General features: G+C 58.5%; 14 protein-coding genes and 1 pseudogene. 1 reads left to right on the top strand and 14 read right to left on the bottom strand.

Annotation, left to right across the window (positions count from 1 at the left end; genetic code table 11):
- The 9 genes from VN622_13520 to VN622_13480 form a co-directional block, all read right to left on the bottom strand.
- Positions 1 to 307, bottom strand: a 307-nt coding sequence (locus tag VN622_13520; GenBank protein HWR36878.1) for a rhodanese-like domain-containing protein, incomplete at its 3' end; no start/stop codon positions are given.
- 4 nt (positions 308 to 311) lie between these two features.
- The gene (locus tag VN622_13515) at positions 312 to 524 is read right to left on the bottom strand and encodes a hypothetical protein (GenBank protein HWR36877.1); all 213 of its coding nucleotides are present in this window, start codon (positions 522 to 524) and stop codon (positions 312 to 314) included.
- Position 525: 1 nt separating this feature from the next.
- Positions 526 to 1,440, bottom strand: coding sequence for a CoA-transferase (locus tag VN622_13510; GenBank protein ID HWR36876.1), 915 nt, complete (start codon positions 1,438 to 1,440; stop codon positions 526 to 528).
- Positions 1,437 to 2,207, bottom strand: coding sequence for an enoyl-CoA hydratase/isomerase family protein (locus tag VN622_13505; GenBank protein HWR36875.1), 771 nt, complete (start codon positions 2,205 to 2,207; stop codon positions 1,437 to 1,439). The genes VN622_13510 and VN622_13505 overlap by 4 nt, the downstream gene beginning before the upstream one ends.
- Positions 2,208 to 2,310: 103 nt before the next feature.
- Entirely contained in the window at positions 2,311 to 3,072 is a 762-nt protein-coding gene (locus VN622_13500; protein HWR36874.1) for a CoA-transferase, read from the bottom strand.
- A gap of 365 nt (positions 3,073 to 3,437) precedes the next feature.
- Positions 3,438 to 4,610 (bottom strand): Phenylacetic acid catabolic protein, encoded by a 1,173-nt coding sequence (locus tag VN622_13495; protein HWR36873.1) that lies wholly within the window; start codon positions 4,608 to 4,610, stop codon positions 3,438 to 3,440.
- Positions 4,611 to 4,874: 264 nt separating this feature from the next.
- Positions 4,875 to 6,341: an aldehyde dehydrogenase family protein gene (locus VN622_13490; GenBank protein HWR36872.1), complete on the bottom strand. Its 1,467-nt coding sequence runs from the start codon at positions 6,339 to 6,341 to the stop codon at positions 4,875 to 4,877.
- Between the two features lie 19 nt (positions 6,342 to 6,360).
- Positions 6,361 to 7,179, bottom strand: a complete 819-nt coding sequence (locus VN622_13485; GenBank protein ID HWR36871.1) for an enoyl-CoA hydratase/isomerase family protein — start codon at positions 7,177 to 7,179, stop codon at positions 6,361 to 6,363.
- A gap of 47 nt (positions 7,180 to 7,226) precedes the next feature.
- Positions 7,227 to 8,114, bottom strand: coding sequence for a TetR family transcriptional regulator (locus tag VN622_13480; protein ID HWR36870.1), 888 nt, complete (start codon positions 8,112 to 8,114; stop codon positions 7,227 to 7,229).
- Between the two features lie 322 nt (positions 8,115 to 8,436).
- Here VN622_13480 and VN622_13475 point away from each other — a divergent pair.
- Positions 8,437 to 8,961, top strand: a pseudogene (locus VN622_13475) (ferritin-like domain-containing protein).
- 501 nt (positions 8,962 to 9,462) lie between these two features.
- Here VN622_13475 and VN622_13470 read toward each other — a convergent pair.
- The 5 genes from VN622_13470 to carA form a co-directional block, all read right to left on the bottom strand.
- Positions 9,463 to 10,539, bottom strand: a complete 1,077-nt coding sequence (locus tag VN622_13470; GenBank protein ID HWR36869.1) for a dihydrodipicolinate synthase family protein — start codon at positions 10,537 to 10,539, stop codon at positions 9,463 to 9,465.
- A 133-nt stretch (positions 10,540 to 10,672) separates the two neighbouring features.
- A complete protein-coding gene (locus VN622_13465; protein ID HWR36868.1) occupies positions 10,673 to 11,698 on the bottom strand; it encodes a DUF1028 domain-containing protein in 1,026 nt (341 codons plus the stop codon).
- Between the two features lie 93 nt (positions 11,699 to 11,791).
- Positions 11,792 to 15,079 (bottom strand): carbamoyl-phosphate synthase large subunit, encoded by a 3,288-nt coding sequence (carB, locus tag VN622_13460; protein ID HWR36867.1) that lies wholly within the window; start codon positions 15,077 to 15,079, stop codon positions 11,792 to 11,794.
- 383 nt (positions 15,080 to 15,462) lie between these two features.
- On the bottom strand, positions 15,463 to 16,089 hold the full coding sequence (locus tag VN622_13455; GenBank protein HWR36866.1) for a transposase: 627 nt from the start codon (positions 16,087 to 16,089) through the stop codon (positions 15,463 to 15,465).
- A 75-nt stretch (positions 16,090 to 16,164) separates the two neighbouring features.
- Positions 16,165 to 17,286 carry a glutamine-hydrolyzing carbamoyl-phosphate synthase small subunit gene (carA, locus tag VN622_13450; GenBank protein HWR36865.1) on the bottom strand — a complete coding sequence of 374 codons (1,122 nt, stop codon included), beginning with the start codon at positions 17,284 to 17,286 and terminating at the stop codon, positions 16,165 to 16,167.
- Between the last annotated feature and the right edge of the window lie 64 nt (positions 17,287 to 17,350).

Below are 17,350 nucleotides of genomic sequence, written 5' to 3'. Positions count from 1 at the left end.
TCGGGTCCACTGTTCGCGACCATCGGTCGATGCCGCCGCGAAGCGACTGCACCCGCTCGAAACCCTGCTGACGCAGCCACGCTGTGACGTTCATGGAGCGGATGCCGTGGTGGCAGTAGACGATGATGTGATCGTCGGGATCAAGCTCCTGGTTGAAGCGCGCCGGGATGTCGCCCATGGCAATGTGCTGCGAGGGTTCTATGCGGGCGGTGTCGCGCTCCCACGATTCGCGCACGTCGAGGACCCTGACCTGCTCAGCGGCATCCAGTTTCTGCTTGAGAACTTCTGGCGTGATCTCGTAGTCCATAAAATCAGTAGGTCTTCCGCATGGCGAAAAGGCGCTCGGACGTGACGCGCATGTCTGCCGTTTCAATTACAACCGCATCGACGCCGCAGAATGGGCAGACAGGCATTGTGCCGTCGTCCCAGAACTCGGCAATGTCTTTGAAGGTGAACAGGCGTTGGCAGTTGTAGCACCCGCACTGAGCGCCGGGGTCCGTACGTTCGTAAAATCCATCGGCCATATCAATATCCGTAATCTGTTTGCGCGGCGTACGCGTGTTGCTTTACGCCTAGTTGCGAGACTCGCTCCGCACCAAGTTGCTGTTCGTAGGCGTCACGGTCTTGTAGCGAGTATACCCAGCGCTGGGCCCAGCGATCGAAGTCGGCCTGCGTCCTCGACTGCTCGTGGTACTCGCGGAAGAACGTGTCGTCGCGCTTGTAGCAGCCTTGAACAGGGGAAGGATGTGCCCCCAGCGGCGACGCGACCACCGCGGAGACGAGGAATCCGGGGATGACGGTGCGGTTCGGGTCGCTCGCAATGATTTCTGGGGCGACAATCTCTTCGGCGACGACGATGACGCGCTTGGCCGCCTTCACGGCTTCGAGCATGACTCCGAAATTTCCCCAGCAATGCGCGTTGCCGTCGCGATCGGCGCGTTGCACGTGGGCGATGGCGACGGCGGGCGCGAGCGCGCGAACCGCGTGCAGCTTACTCGTGGAAAACGGATCGTCGATCTCGACAAAGAACGGGTTATCTTTTGCGACATCACTGCCGAGCGCGGAGCGTGTGGGCAGGAACGGTACGCCCATCGCCGCTGCCTCCAGTGCGAGCGCTACCGCGAAGTTGGTGAGATTCGTAACTTTGACGCGACCGCTCTCGACTTCGCGACGAAAGTTGTAGGCCGATCCCATCATCACGTTGCCGACCCATGCGGCGATCACTTCCCGCACGCATCCGCCCCCGATCAGTTGATCAAAGAGAATGTCCGAGATGGGACCGATCAGCGTCAGGTCACGCTTACGCTGGCGCATGATCTCGTGGCCGGCGGAGAACGGGATCATCTGCTCCATCTGGAAACCGAGTGCGACGGAGCAGCCGTCGGGGACGTATTCCGAAATGGCGTCCGACACGGAAAGAAGCTTAGACGTGTTGCTCACTTTCCCGTCCACCTGGGCCGACGCTTTTCGATATAGGCGCGAATTCCCTCTTTCGCGTCATCGGTCTTCATAAGCTCGTCCATGTAGATCTGCTCGGCACGGGCAAGGCCTTTGTCGAAGTGAACGGCGTCCCACGCGTAGAAGGCTTTCTTGGCGACGGCGAGTGCGGCCGGGCTCAGTTGTTGGACACGCGAGAGGCACTCCGTCAGGAGCGCTTCGGGGTCGTCCGCGACGCCGTTGACGAGGCCGATCTCCAGTGCCTCTGTCGCCGTGAGCGAGCGAGCGGTGAGTATGAGTTCGGCGGCGCGCTTCTGCCCGACAACGGCAGAGAGCGCGGCCATTGCGACCGGCGGAAATGCCGCAAGCTTGATCTCTGGAAAAGCGAAGACCGCATCCGTCGAGGCAAAGACTATGTCGCACATAAGCGCTAGTTCTGCGGCTCCGCCAAGGCAGTGACGACGCACAACGGCGACCAGCAGCTTGCGGCTGACAGCCATCGAGCGGATAACGACGTGGAACTTCCGAAGCATCACCGCTACCGAGCTCACTTCGTGGGCGGGGATATCGACACCGGCAGAGAAGGCACGCTCGGAACCAGCGAAGACGATGGTTGAAACAAGCGGGCGACGCTCCAGGTCGGCGAGCGCGGCGGCGAGTTCGTCCATCGTTTGAATATCAATAATGTTGAGCGGCGGATTGTTTAACGTGACGCGAGCAACCGCGCCGGTAACTTCGACGTTGAGGCGGGATTGTTGAGTATCGTTCATAAAGTGTCGTTCATAGATGTTTGCCAGCCATCCATAGTTAGTTGCGGATAAACCGCGAGGCCGAAACCTGCGCTGGCAACCGGCAACTGGCAACCGACAACCGCTACTTCGTCCAGAACCCTTCCCTGTCGTACTCGCGGATGGCCACGAGTTCCTCACGCGTTGGCGGGGTGGTTTCGCGTAGATCACTGGCGAGTCGCAGCGGCCATCCGGTGTTCGCGACGATGTCATCGACCGATACGCCAGGATGATGTGTCGAGAGGAACGCCTCTCCGTCTTCGCCGAACCGGAGCACACATTTTGTGGTGATCACCGCTGAGGGACCACCTCGCGGAAGCCCTACGCGCTCGCGCCATCCGGGGCCGTCGCCATTGCCAGGACTCGTGATGTACGAGACGCGCTTAGGCAGGCGTCGGCGCGAGTGATCGAGCAGCACGACAAACCGATGCGCGAGTGAGGCGATGTCGCATGCTCCCCCGGAGCCGGGAAGGCGGACGACGCCATCACCGCTACGTACCTCTGTTGAATTGAGATTGCCAGATCGATCGACCTCGGCGGCGCCAAGAAATCCGAGGTGGACGCGTCCGCTCTGCAACAAGCTCATGACGCCGATCATGTCGAGGCATTGCGTTGCGCCAAGAATGTTCGGCGGATCGGCCATGGTGTAGATCAGTTCCGCGGCGGGCGTAGTGCGGATGGCCCCATTTTCAAACAATCCGACGGCGTTGGGCGCGTGCGTGCGCTTGGCGACCACGAACGCGATCAGAGGCAGGCGCATGCCAACAAAGACGACCTCGTGGTCGCGGATTTCGCGCGCTGCGGCGGCGACCATAAGTTCGCCAAGAGTGTAGGTCGAGGTGGACATCTGCCAAGAGTTTACAAGAGACAGTTCTGATCGGATAACTGGTGCGTTGAGCGAACACAAAGAGTTTTAAAACAAGCAGCGGAAGAAAAGAAGTGTCATCCCGAGCGAGCGAGGGATCTGCTTTTTGCCGCTGCCGAAGACGAAGCAGATCCTTCGGTCGCGCCAAAAGTGAGCGCTCGCTCAGGATGACGCATCGGTTTCTTAAGTGACTTCGTAAGGAGTGAATGTCCCGCGTGCATGGCGCCACCCAAAGCTCGCGCCATATACTCAACCGGCAATTGTGAACCTGCAACTGACTACCAACAACTTACTACCGGCAACTGGTAACTGACTACCGACAACTGACTGCGGCAACTGGCAACCGTCTACAAGTTGATGGCCGATTTACGCACTTCGCCTATTGTGCTCAGCGGGTCCCTCGCGCTTTCTTTCGGCACAATCCATTTCGGCTCGTTCCTGATGATGTCGAGCAACAACTTCTTGTCTTCGGCATTCGGCAGCACTTCCTTCAGGTGTTCTTCGTATTCGCGATCGCCGAGTGGCTCGCCCGTTTTCGTGTGGAACTTCTGGCCGGCCCAACGTCCAATGTCGCGATTGAACTTGATGTGCGGCGCATACAGGCGTTCGTTGCCCGGCGCAAGGCAGAGGTTCAGACGATCGACGAGTTGCGCGACCTCGTCGCGATACAGCGAGCGGTTGTAGTCGTTGATGTCGTCCAGGTCGGGGCTGGTCTGGTTCCTGGGTTCGTCGTAGCGACCCTTCACACCCCAGACGTAAGCCCAGTGCGCGCTCGAGGAGTTATCCGTTCCGAAGAGGTCGTACGAGGTCGAGATCCATTTGTTCAGATACTTCTGGATCAGCCAACCCGGGATGATGCCTGCCTGCACGACGCGGCGCAGGCCGTCATTGCCGGTACCCATGTGAAATGCCTCTTCGCGAAGCATGTAGGACATCGAGCGCCCAAGTGGCGCGAAGGCTGAGAACTTCAGCATCTGCAACTGGAACTTGCCATCGCGATCGACAAAGTCTGTGTACGTGAAGAAGTCCAGCCAGTTGTCCACATCTTCGTTAAACGAGCCGAGCAAACGCCTATTTTCAAAGGCGCGGCGCTCGAGCATCTTCTGCGCCTCGACTTTGCCGGAGCTACCGAAGTACTCGACCAGCAGCGCACACATCTGCCATCCGTGACGCATTTCTTCGATCATCACGCGCGTGAGCGCTCTACGATCCCAGTCCGTGGGCGCAGTCTCGAACAAGTTGCGTTGCTGCTCGACAGAGGCAAACTCGGTGTCGCCCTGGTAGACAACCATGTTAAGCAGCGCATCCCGAATCTGCTGAGTAGGAATCTGGCGCAGGTTGTCCCACTTCCTGCGTCCCTTGTAGTGGCCGAACTCAATCTCCTCACTGTCAATCGCGCCATACAGCGTATCGAATTTGAAGTCGGCGATCTCGTCGCGATTGACCCCGATCTCTTTCCGCCAGTCGTCAAACAAACCAGCCCAGTCGGAGAAGTTTCCGATTTTCACAATGGAAGCCATAAAATCCTCTTCACACCAGCCGCCCCACGCGGCTGTACCTCAGGGCTAAAGCCCCGTTCCACCCTAAGGAGTTGCCCTTAGGGTTTTCCCCCCAGGAGTTACCTCAAGTGCTGTGCCCTCGGAGACTAATAACCCGCATTCCGACAGCACTTCACCCTCAGCGGCTAAAGCCGGCGTTCATTCAGTGCGACTTACGGAACGCCTGAAGGCGTGCCCCTTCAAACAATTGAGTTTGTCAAAACCTGTGAAGCCCTGCCCCACCGATCACATCTGCAGCCACACGGTTTTTAACTCCGTGTAGTGTTCGATGGCGTGCATTCCAAGTTCGCGGCCAAAACCGCTCTGCTTGTATCCGCCGAACGGAAGCGCCGCGTCCATCAATCCATAGGTGTTGATCCAGACGGTGCCCGCACGAAGCCGTCGCGACAGCGCATGAGCTTTCTTGACGTCGCGCGTCCAGATGGCTGCGGCAAGTCCGTAAGGATTGGCGTTGGCAAGCGCCACCACCTGCTCCACGTCGTCGAACGCGAGCGTAGCGAGCACGGGCCCGAATATCTCTTCTTGCGCGATTTTCATCTCGTTCTTCACGCCGCCAAAAACCGTGGGCTCGATAAAGTAACCGCTGCCATTCCCTATGCTGGCGCGCTGGCCGCCTGTCAGCAGCGAAGCGCCCTCGCTCTTGCCGGACTCGATGTAGCGAAGCACAGTTTTCATTTGCTCTTCGCTGACGATCGCGCCCAGGCGCGTCTTGGGGTCAAGCGGATCGCCGGGTTGCAGCTTCCTTGCGCGCGCGATTAGCTTTTCGACGAACTCGTCATGCACCTTCTGTTCGACGAACAAGCGCGAGCCCGCGGAGCAGACTTCACCCTTTCCATAAAAGATGCCGTTGATGGCACCCTTAACAGCACTGTCCAAGTCGGAGTCGGCGAAGACGATATTGGGCGACTTGCCGCCGAGTTCAAGCGTGATGCGCTTCAGCGTGTCGGCCGAGCTGCGCATGATCTCTTTGCCGACGACCGTCGATCCGGTGAACGCGATTTTGTCGATGCCGGCGTGCTGCACCAGAGCCTTGCCAGCCTCCGGCCCGCCGGTGACAATGTTCAGCACGCCAGCCGGAAAGCCTGCCTCAACCGCAAGCTGGCCGAGTCGAAGCGCCGACAGCGAAGTCCGTTCGGCGGGCTTTAGCACGATGGTGCAGCCTGTGGCCAGCGCAGGACCGAGCTTCCAACTCGCCAGCAGCAGCGGGAAATTCCACGCGACGATAGCGCCCACAACTCCCAACGGCTCACGAACCGTGTAGGTGAAAGCATTGTCAGAGGTGTTGACGGTCTCGCCGTGGATCTTGGTCGCCCAGCCAGCGAAGTAGCGGAAGACGTCCACGACCATGGGCAGGTCAACGTAACGCGACTCGAAGATCGGCTTCCCATTGTCCAGCGTTTCAAGTTCCGCGACCTCGTCAATGTTTCGTTCGATCAGGTCGGCAAACTTCCAGAGCAGGCGTCCGCGCTCGCTGGCAGACATGCGACGCCATGGACCGGCCCAATCGTCAAATGCGTTGCGGGCGGCAGCGACGGCGCGATCAACATCGGCGATGCTCGCGTCGGCCACCTGCGTCAGCACTTCGCCGGTAGCGGGATTGATGGAATCGAACGGCTTGCCAGAGCCCCCCACCCACTCACCGCCGATCAGGAGTTTGCCGGGTTCGATCCTTGCTTTCGTTGCTGTCAGCATCTCTCGTCTCTGAAGTTAGCTATTTCGCCGTAAACGTTGCCGGGCGCTTTTCAACGTAAGCAGCCAAGCCTTCCTTAGCGTCCTCGCTCTGGAAGAGAATTTGCTGGTTTTCGCGCTCGACTGCCAGCGCGGATTCCATCGGAATTTCCCATCCGGTCTGTACGGCGCGCTTGATGCGGCCGACGGCCTTCGCTGCCTTGTTTGGCGGACAGAACTGGCGCGCGTACTCCATGATGTTTTCCATGAAGTTGTCGCGTTCGAAGATGTCGTTGACGATGCCCATCTCCTTGCCTTCTTCGAAGGAGAAAGTGTTGCCGGTCACCATCAGTTCGATTGCCTTCGACTTGCCGACAATGCGCGAGAGGCGTTGAGTTCCGCCAGTGCCAGGCAGCACGCCAAGGTTCACTTCCGGCAAACCGATCTTGCCGGCATCCTTCCGTGCAATTCGCATGTCGGCCGCCATGGCGATCTCCAGTCCGCCGCCAACGCAATGGCCGTTGAGCGCAGCGATGACGAGCTTCGGGGTGTGCTCCAGGCGCAGCAGCATCTCGTTGGCGTGCAGACAGAAGTAGTACTTGAACGTCGGATCGACACTGGCCAGCATGCGAATATTCGCGCCGGCGGAGAAGAACTTATCCCCCGCGCCGGTGAGGACGATGACATAAACGTCATTGTCCATTCGCGCCTTCAGTATGGCTTCATCGAGCTGGCGATTCATCTCGTACGTATAGGTGTTCGCCGGAGGATCGTTCATTTCGATGACTGCGACACCCGCATCTGTGCGGTAGTTGACGACTTGCTTGTTTTCCGTTGAAGCCGGAGTGGTGGTGCTGGCCATGCGACGACTCCTTTGTGCTATCAGTTCGTTTCTCTCAAATCACTGCCTCAAATGCTTCGGCGTTGTAATGGCTTCGAGGCCTTGGCTGTGTTCGTGCAAGGCGAGAACAGTCCGCGAAGAAACGTGTCTCCCATCACCCGTGCCAACTCCCCGGCATCCCCGTCCATGAGCGGGTTATGCCAGGTATAAATCCAGTTGATCATGCCAAAAAGACTGAGCACCGCAATGCGGGTTTCGTCTCTTTCGTGATCCCCCGCTGGTTGGGCAGCCCTGGCAATGGCGCTCTGTTCCCCACGAACAGAGTTCCTGGCGCTTACGCGTGCGCTCACAGCACGTGAGCCGTTCGACGCGGCAGCAGAGCCAACGCCTTTCTCGCGCCGCCGCAAGTCTTCGATCAGGCCGAAGCAGATGCGGTAGTACTCGCGCTTGATGTCCTGAATCTCCTTGCCATAACCGCTCTTCAGCACGTCGGCCTCATGCGACAGTACCTTCATGGCTTGCATGTTCGCGAGGAAGTATTCGAGATGATTGCTGATGAAAACACGGACTCGCGCTTCGGGATCGACCACGGCCTGAAGCCGCTCACGAAGCCGCTGGATGATGGTGGTGAAAGTTTCTTTCTGTATGAGGTACAGCAGCTTCTCTTTGGATTCGAAGTAGTAGTACAGGCCTGCAAGCGACATTCCGCTCACGCGTGACAGGTCGCGCATGGAAGCTCCTTCGTATCCCTTTTCGTAGAAGACGGCCGTGGCGTGTGTCAGGATTTCACCAAGCCGGCGGTCAAATCGAGTGTCGCCATGCGGCGGGGTGAGTGGGGGCATAGAGCGCGATTGCGCAGAAGGCGACTCCGTTACATGTGCGGAGACATCGGCTCCGGCAACGGCCTGGTGCGCGCGGCCCTGTGCTGTGTTGCGTTTTAAACCCAGCGGAGGCATCTTGCTGACCTTTGCGGTTTCTTGTGCGTGATGATCGAGCGAACCGAGAGCCCACAATCTCGGATTTTCGAACGTTCGTTCGATTCTATTGGATGTGCATCAAGAGTCGCAAGTTGCAGAAATACGTGCGTGCTCCGCTCCAAGCACGCCGATTTGCGAATCGACCTGCTCGAGTACACGCCTGGCACAAGCGTCGTTTACTCATCCGGCCACGCTCTCCTGCTGCATGGCTGCGCTCACGGTAGGTGGCAACATCCGTTTTCACCGGGGCAACTAATCGCATTAGCATCCATTGCAGGGCTTGAGCCCACCTGAGGGTCTGATGGCAACATTCATTAAAGACGTCCAAGAAATACGCGAACGCGCGATGCGCAAAATTGAAGACGGCCCAGTCACGGAAGGTTACAGGATTGATAAGGATCGTGCCGTTCAGATTTTGAACGAGGCGCTCGCCACCGAAATCGTTTGCGTCCTGCGATACACGCACCATTACTTCATGGCCACCGGCGTTCACGGTCGCACAGTGGCGAATGAATTCAAGGAACACGCCGACTCCGAACGCGAGCATGCCGACGAAATCGCCGAACGGATCCAGCAACTCGGCGGAAAGCCGGACTTCAATCCGGCATCGCTGCTGCAGCGTTCCGTTGCCCAATATGTGGAGGGCGAGACTCTGGGGGACATGATTCGCGAAGACCTGATCGCGGAGCGCACCGTCATTGAGGTCTACCAGGAGATGATTCGCTTCTTCGGCGATGCCGATCCGACGACACGACGAATGCTGGAGCACATCCTGGAAGAGGAAGAGGAGCATGCGTCGGATCTTTCCGACCTGCTCTACATCGTCAACCCGCAGACCGGAGAAACCGAGGGTCGCGATCCTGGGACAAACGCGCTAAACCTGAAAAGCGCTCAGAATAGCGGGAATCGCGAACTTGACACGAGCCAGAATATCGCTGTCAAGCGCCAGGAACCTGAGCCATTTGCCGGACGTGGAACGGTTCAGCCGCCTGCATCGAATTCGCCCGGAGTTGGCGGGCGCACAATGAACCGCCGGGGCACACCGCACCTGGTTGACGAGCTAGACGAGGCCGATGCTGCCGAGTCTCCGAATGTGGGGGCCAGCACGGGCACAAATCGCTCGCCGAAGATCTTGCAGAAAAATCGAAAGAGCAAGCGGGCAGCGTAGCGCCTTTCATGTCAAGCGGAAGAGGGGCGCATAACACGTCCCGCTCGGCTTCGCCATTACTGCGGTTGTCACTCGGCCAGAAGAATGCGCTGCACCATGCTCCGGCTCCACACACACAAACGCCTCCGGCGCACCGGAGGCGCTGAAGCACTTCCGCGATCAGTTGTTGATGTTCGCCATCAACTGTTCGACTTCGGCCTTAGCCTCGCCAGTCAGCGGCAGCAACGGCAGACGTCCGACACCGCCGAAGTAGCCGTTAAGGTCCATCGCGTACTTCACGCCGGGGATGGTGAGTTCGCCGACGATGCGCACGGCGGCTTTCGCAATGCGTTCCTGCTTTTCCTGCGACAGCTTCATGTCGCCATCTTTGAACGCCGCATAGATCTCGTAACATGCGGTGGGTGCAGCATCGGCGAATGCGAGAATGGCGCCGACCGCGCCAACCTGCAACGATGCGTACAGCTTCTGCGCCGAGCCAACAAGCACCTGGAACCCGACTTCTTTCTGCCGCATTTTCAAGTTGCCAACCATCTGCACGCCCGAGGACGACGGCTTCACCGATGACGTGGCCAGGGCCGCTGCGGGGATCACTTCTCCGGCTGCCGCTGCCGACACAGACGCAGTTGCCTTCTTCATCATGCGGCCGGTGACAGGCTCGAAGCGCTCGGTGACGGTCGCCGCGCGCTTGATGTGCCGCGTGTTGTCGATCATCATCTTCACTTTCTCTATAACGCCGCAAGACTCCTTGATGGCAGCAATCTGCGGGTGCTCGGCAAGCTGGACGACCACATCGGCCGGAATGTCATAACCGGTGGACTGCGGGAAGTTGTAGATGATGAGCGGCAGCGGCGAGCGATCGGCGACGGTGCGATAGAAGGCCAACGTGTTCTCCGGCTTGGTTTGCGCCTTGTAGTAGTGCGGCGTACGAATCATGGCGGCGTCATACCCAAGCTCGGCCGCATACTCAATCAGGCGCAAGGTCTCGATCGCCGACTCGATGCCGCATCCGGCAATCATGACCTTCTCGGCCGCAGCACTTTCAATCGCCGTCTTCAAAACGTCCCGCTTTTCCTGGTCGCTGAGCATGAGCGCTTCGCCCGTCGATCCCTGCACCACGATTCCGCTGATCGGCGTCCTGGAGTAGCGCTCAACGTTGTGCTCGAGCTTTTTGTGATAGACCTGTCCGTCGGGATAGAACGGCGTCGTGATCGGGGGAAAGATTCCGTTGAGCAACATTGAAGGCGAGTCCTAAAGAGAATTGATGACCGTCTAGCATACTGTTTTCGGAACGAACATAGAAGAGAGCTACAGCCACCGTCGAGCTACTGAGCCAAGCAACTCAAAACTTCATCAGCTCCGTAGCTCTGCATTACTTGGGAGGTGCCTGCGCCAGAATGCGATCCAACACCTTCGGATCACTCGGCAATAGGCCTGATTTCGCAACTCGCGGAGTCATGATCACCCAGTTTGGATAAATCGCAAAAGCGCGCTTGAACAGCGGCAACGCCTCGTCAAGACGGCCCATTTGCGCGAGAGCCTGTGCGTGCCAGTACGTCATCTCGGCCAGGCGGCTAGGGTCAACCCCCTCAACGCCGGAGGCCAGTTTCTCAGCCGCTCCGTACTCGCGCAGTGCGCCCTCATTGTCCTTGTGCTCCACCGCGAGATCGCCGGCATTCATGTGGTTGTAAGCGCGTTGCAGAGTGATAAGGCGACGCAACTCTTTCAGCGGCTCGGGGCTATCTTCCACGCGCAGGTCGAAGACGCGGTCTTCCCACGGACGCCCGCTCGCTTTCGCCTTCACCACGATGATGGCCGCCGACTGCCGTCCGCGAGCGTCACCACCAGCGGCCTGTGCTGCGTCGAGTGCTGCGAGCATGCGGTCGGCCAGATCGCCCTTTGCCTGACGGAAGGCGGCTGCCATGGCCGGCCATATCTTGCCGTTCAACATCATGTTGGCTTGGACGGTGAAGTTCTCGCCAACGATGTGTCCGGCCTCGCCAACGCATTTCGTACCGGTATGTGCTGCGACGCGACCCTGCGCATCCACCATCCCGACTTGTCGAACGTCGCGCCCGTCATCGGCGGCGACCAACCCTTTCAGCACATCCGGCGCACTGCGCCCAGCCCTCATCAGATCGAGCCCGAGCTTACCGTAGCTGGGGTCGACAAACGACTGCGTCGCAACCGCACCGACGCCGGCCTCCGCCCAAGGCACGCTCGAGCCCACGGAAAACCAGTGCGACTGCACCGCTACGCCCAACTCGCCCGTCTGCGGATCTCGCGCAACGATGGAGAACGTATGCGCAAATTCAGACGGCCTGGGCTGCTGCGCGCAGAGAAGAAGGGACGACAACAGAACGGAACAGACTGCGACGGCGCGAGCGAAAGTTCTCATGTTCACCTCGTGGCGGAACGGATTGTATCGCAACCAGAGGAAACGAGAAGGGGCATCGCTGACGATGCCCCTCAGTTCCACATTCGCCGCAGCTTACTTCGCGACAGCCTTCCGTCCCGCGTGCAGTTCCTGAAGGTTCTGGACAGTAACAACGCCACGCTGCAATACGGGGATACCATCCACGGCAGCACGCGCAGCTGAGAGCGTCGTGATCGTAGGGATGCGCGCAACAATGGCGGCCCGCCTGATGGCCTTCTCGTCGAACCAAGGCTCTATTCCGTGCGGCGTGTTGATGATGAGCTGAATGCGCTCGCCCTTAATCAGGTCGACGACATTCGGACGCCCTTCCTTCACTTTGTAGACGCGCTCAACCTGCATGCCCGTTCGTTCCAGCACATCGGCCGTGCCGTGCGTAGCCACAAGCTTGAATCCGAGGTCGACAAACTTGCGAGCGACGTCCGCCACGTTCGGCTTGTCTCGATCTTCAACGCTGATGAAAATGGTGCCCTTCGTCGGCAGTGTTTGCCCTGCGGCGATCTGCGCCTTGGCAAACGCTTCGCCAAAGGTATCCGCAACGCCCATCACTTCGCCGGTAGAGCGCATTTCCGGCCCGAGGACCGTATCAACGCCAGGGAATTTGTTCCATGGAAAGACCGGAGACTTTACGTAGTGGCCGGCACCAGTGTTGAGGTCGCTCACTTCTCCGCGATTCGCGCGAGCGACGTTTTCCGGCAGGAACTCGCGCAGCTTCCGTCCGGTCATCAGTCGTGCGGCGATCTTCGCCAGGGGCACGCCAGTCGCCTTCGAAACATAGGGCACCGTGCGCGATGCGCGTGGGTTCACCTCAATCACATAAACCGTGTCGCGCTGGATCGCGTACTGCACGTTCATCAGTCCGACAACCTTCAGCGCTCGCGCTAGCTTATACGTGTGCTCGCGGATCGTGTTCAGCGAGCGTTCAGAGATATCGACCGAGGGCAGCACGCAAGACGAATCGCCGGAGTGAATGCCGGCCTCCTCGATATGTTCCATAATGCCGCCGATGACGACATCCTCGCCATCGCTGATGGCGTCAACGTCCACCTCCGTCGCCTCTTCCAGGAAGTGATCGATGAGAATAGGACGGTCCTGCGAATACTCGACCGCTTCCTTCATGTAACGGACAACCGCCTCGTCATCGTAGGCGATGACCATGGCGCGTCCACCTAGCACGTACGACGGCCGCACCAGTACCGGGTACCCAATCCGATTCGCGACGGCAACGGCTTCTTCGACTGAAACAGCCGTGCCCCCCGGCGGTTGGGGAATTTTCAGCTCATCCAGCAGCTTGCCAAAACGCTTGCGATCTTCTGCGAGGTCAATTGACTCTGGCGACGTTCCGATGATGGGTACACCGGCAGCCTTCAGCGGCAGCGCAAGGTTCAGCGGCGTCTGTCCGCCGAACTGCACAATCAGGCCGACTTCCGCGCCGCCCTGCGACTCATGCTCGTAGATGGCCATAACGTCTTCAAACGTGAGTGGCTCAAAATACAGGCGGTCGCTGGTGTCGTAATCCGTCGAGACAGTCTCGGGATTGCAGTTGACCATGATTGTCTCGTAGCCGTCGTCACGCAGCGCGAATGCCGCATGGCAGCAGCAATAGTCGAACTCGATTCCCTGCCCGATGCGGTTCGGCCCACTGCCGAGGATCATGACCTTCTTCTTTGCGGTTGGCGCGGCCTCGTCCTCTTCCTCGTAGGTCGAGTACATGTACGGCGTATAGCTCTCAAACTCCGCTGCGCAGGTATCGACGCGCTTGTACACCGGAGCCACGCCGTGCTGTTTTCGCAACTGCCGAACCCTCTCGGCACCGCCGTTCGGGATATGCCACACCTCGGAAATACGAGCATCGCTGAAGCCCAAGCGCTTCGCCTCGCGCAACGTGTCGGCATCGATGGCGTCGAGCGATGTGTTCTCCAACTCAATCTGCGCGTCGGAGATTTCTTTCAACTGGTAGAGGAACCAGGGATCGATGCCGGTAATTTTTGCGACTTGCTGCACCGTATGTCCGTTGCGCAGCGCGTAACGCAGATACCGTAGCCGCTCGGGATGCGGCGTTACCAACCGCTTTGTAACGATCTTCGGCTCGATCTTTTCCGAGCCAAGCCGCTTGCCGGTTTCAAGCGATCGAATGCCTTTCAGCAGCGCTTCCTTGAATGTGCGTCCAATCGCCATTGCCTCGCCGACGGACTTCATCTGCGGGCCAAGCGTCTCGTCGGTGCCAGGAAACTTCTCAAACTGCCATTTCGGGATCTTCACGACAACATAGTCAAGCGTAGGCTCGAAACACGCGGGAGTCTTGCGCGTGATGTCGTTCGTGATCTCATCAAGCGTGTAGCCGACTGCGAGTTTCGCTGCGATCTTTGCAATCGGAAATCCCGTAGCTTTCGACGCCAGCGCGGAAGAGCGCGAAACGCGAGGATTCATCTCGATGATGACCATGCGTCCATTCGACGGATGTATGCCGAACTGAATGTTGGAGCCGCCCGTCTCAACTCCGATCTCGCGGATGACCTTGAGAGCCGCATCGCGCATAGCCTGGTACTCTCGGTCGCTGAGGGTCTGCGCGGGTGCCACGGTGATGGAATCGCCGGTGTGCACGCCCATGGGATCGAAGTTCTCGATCGAGCAGATGACGATGACGTTGTCGGCCATGTCGCGCATCAATTCGAGTTCGTATTCCTTCCAACCCAGCACGCTCTCTTCGATCAACACTTCATGCACGGGCGAGAGGTCGAGTCCGCGCGCCAGCAGTTCCAGCAACTCTTCACGGTTGTAGGCGATGCCGCCGCCCGACCCACCGAGCGTGAACGACGGACGCAGCACGACCGGAAACCCGAGCTTCGTGCTGAAGTCGAGGCCATCGCGAAGATTGTTCACCAGCGCTGAACGCGGCACATCGAGCCCGATGCGCGTCATCGCATCCTTGAACATCAGGCGATCTTCGGCCTTTTTGATTGCCTCAAGCTGCGCGCCGATCAGCGTGACGTTGTACTTCTCCAGCACGCCGGAGTCGGCCAGTTCAACGGCGAGGTTGAGCGCCGTCTGTCCGCCGACGGTAGGCAGAATCGCAAATCCGTTGCCGACGCCGCGCTGCACCTCCTGTTTAATGATCTCTTCCAGGTAGGTGCGCGTAAGCGGCTCGACGTAGGTGCGGTCGGCCATCTCGGGGTCGGTCATGATCGTGGCCGGATTGGAGTTCACCAGCACCACTTCATAACCTTCGTCCTTGAGCGCCTTGCAAGCCTGTGTGCCCGAGTAATCGAACTCGGCCGACTGGCCGATTACGATCGGCCCGGAACCGATGATGAGGATCTTCGAAATGTCGTTTCTTCTAGGCATGTACGAGTTCTTAAATCCTTGATCAACTCTTTCGTCTTAGTTTCTGGTTATCATTTGAGGAGCGAATCAGCAGTTCCTCGACGTTAGAACGTCATTCTGGAAGTTAGCCTCTCAACTTCTTTGAAAACGCTTCTTCAGCCGCGTCGACTCTCGACTTCATTGGAAGAGACTTATTCCAGCAGTAGCGACTCTCAACTTCCTGAAAAGGCTTCTTTCTTTCAGCCGGGCCGACTCTCAACTTCTTTGCAAGAGGCTGCTTTCAGCACCCCTACGCTCAAATCTTTGAAGGCGCGCCCCTTCAGCCGCGTCGACTCTCAACTTCATTGGAAGAGACTTATTCCAGCAGTAGCGACTCTCAACTTCCTGAAAAAGGCTTTTTTCTTTCAGCCGGGCCGACTCTCAACTTCTTTGCAAGGGGCTTCTTTCAGCGCCCTACGCTCAAATCTTTGAAGGGGCGCGCCTTCAGGCGCGCCAACGGCAGCCTGACGCTCCAGCGCCTTTAGGCGCTGAGGGCCTGGGTCCTTCACTAAACCAGGAAACGCTGAACAATAGGGAAACTCTATCGCGGCATTGCAAAGCCGCCTCTTCACCGGATTCGAATAAACGTACTGTACATGCTTCTCGTAATCAGCATCATCCCTGATCCGGTGATCGGTGAAGCTCTTCTGCCACACTTCCATGTTCGATCCCAGTTCCCTCTTGGCTCTGAAGGAGAACCCGCCCTTGATGAACTGGATCGACTTCTCCAAAGTTCCGACAGGCGATATGAGCAGATGGAAGTGCTCCGGCATTAACACAAACTCATGGAGAAGATAAGCTGATGGCCGGTAGTGCAAAAGCGTCTCGATGAACAAACTCGCCCAGGGTCGTGCTAGAAACAACGGACGCCGCTGCCACGTCTGCGCCGTGACAAAGTACGTTTGCCCATTGTTCCTGACCGGTTCTCGTTGCGGCCTCAAAACAGTCCCTCGGCGGCTAAAGCCGCCCTTCCATGCACTGACTTGCGGCACGCCTAAAGGCGTGCCCCTTCAAAGAATCGACTTCTTCAGCAGCCCATGTAGCCGCTCGCCCTCTGAAAAGGAACCTTACTTTCCCTTCCATTCCTCCATCATCTTCACGAAGTCCCCAAACAGGTAGTGGGAATCATGCGGGCCTGGTGAGGCTTCCGGGTGGTACTGCACGCTGAACAGCGGATAAGAGCGGTGACGCATGCCCTCCAGCGTGTTGTCGTTCAGGTCCACGTGCGTCAACTCGACTTCGCTCTGCTTCAGCGAATCGGGATCGACGGCGAAGTTGTGGTTGTGCGCCGTAATCTCGACCTTGCCGGTCGTCAACTGCTTCACCGGATGGTTGCCGCCGTGGTGTCCAAACTTGAGCTTGTAGGTTTTGCCGCCGAGTGCGAGTCCGATTAACTGGTGTCCGAGACAGATGCCGAAGATCGGCACGCGTCCAGCCATCTTTCGGATGCTCTCCTGCGCGTACGTCACCGGCTCGGGATCTCCGGGGCCGTTGGATAGAAAGACTCCGTCGGGCTTCATCGCCAGGACGTCTTCCGCGCTGGTCGAGGCCGGAACGACGGTCACATCGCAACACGAGCCAACCAGCTTGCGCAGGATGTTGTGCTTAATTCCAAAATCGTAGGCAACGACTTTATGCTTCGCCTCGACGGGCGCGACGATGCGTCCCGGCTCGATCTCGCCCTTCTCCCAGCGGTAGGCCTGCGGAGTCGTGACGACCTTCGCCAGATCGGTGCCATCCATCTTTTTGATCGAGCGCGCTTTCGCCACCAGTTTGTCAACGTCGTGCTCGATGGTGGAGATAACGCCGCGCATCACGCCGTGGTCGCGCAAATGACGTACGAGCGCTCTCGTGTCGATGTCCGCAAGCACCGGAATCTTGTAGCGCTCCAGGTATTCATCGGCAACTTGCTGCGAGCGCCAGTTCGAGGCCACGCGCGAGAACTCACGCACGATCAGGCCCTCAATGTAAGGCTTGCCCGCCTCCTCGTCTTCCGGAGTGGTGCCGTAGTTTCCTATCTCTGGGTTCGTAAGAACGACGATTTGCCCGGCATAGGAAGGGTCGGTGAAGATTTCCTGATAGCCGGTGATGGAGGTGTTAAAAACTACTTCGCCGTAGCACTCGCCTGCTGCGCCGTAGCCTTTGCCGCGGAAGATTCGTCCATCTTCCAGCGAAAGGATTGCTTGCATCTTGTCTCCGGGGAGTGGATTTTATCGATTTTAGCAGCAAATCTGCTCTGCGCACGAATGTAAT

It is taken from the genome of Clostridia bacterium, assembly GCA_035561135.1.
Lineage (GTDB): Bacteria > Acidobacteriota > Terriglobia > Terriglobales > Acidobacteriaceae > DATMYA01.
The sequence above is the reverse complement of the archived record's forward strand: the minus strand, read 5'-3'. Positions and strand labels throughout refer to the sequence as shown.

Coding starts and splice junctions, on each gene's coding strand:
- VN622_13515 (HWR36877.1), bottom strand. CDS start 524: ATGGCCGATGGATTTTACGAACGTACGGACCCCGGCGCTCAGTGCGGG.
- VN622_13465 (HWR36868.1), bottom strand. CDS start 11,698: ATGAGAACTTTCGCTCGCGCCGTCGCAGTCTGTTCCGTTCTGTTGTCG.
- VN622_13495 (HWR36873.1), bottom strand. CDS start 4,610: ATGGCTTCCATTGTGAAAATCGGAAACTTCTCCGACTGGGCTGGTTTG.
- VN622_13485 (HWR36871.1), bottom strand. CDS start 7,179: ATGGCCAGCACCACCACTCCGGCTTCAACGGAAAACAAGCAAGTCGTC.
- VN622_13480 (HWR36870.1), bottom strand. CDS start 8,114: ATGCCTCCGCTGGGTTTAAAACGCAACACAGCACAGGGCCGCGCGCAC.
- carA (HWR36865.1), bottom strand. CDS start 17,286: ATGCAAGCAATCCTTTCGCTGGAAGATGGACGAATCTTCCGCGGCAAA.
- VN622_13490 (HWR36872.1), bottom strand. CDS start 6,341: ATGCTGACAGCAACGAAAGCAAGGATCGAACCCGGCAAACTCCTGATC.
- VN622_13470 (HWR36869.1), bottom strand. CDS start 10,539: ATGTTGCTCAACGGAATCTTTCCCCCGATCACGACGCCGTTCTATCCC.
- VN622_13500 (HWR36874.1), bottom strand. CDS start 3,072: ATGTCCACCTCGACCTACACTCTTGGCGAACTTATGGTCGCCGCCGCA.
- carB (HWR36867.1), bottom strand. CDS start 15,079: ATGCCTAGAAGAAACGACATTTCGAAGATCCTCATCATCGGTTCCGGG.
- VN622_13505 (HWR36875.1), bottom strand. CDS start 2,207: ATGAACGATACTCAACAATCCCGCCTCAACGTCGAAGTTACCGGCGCG.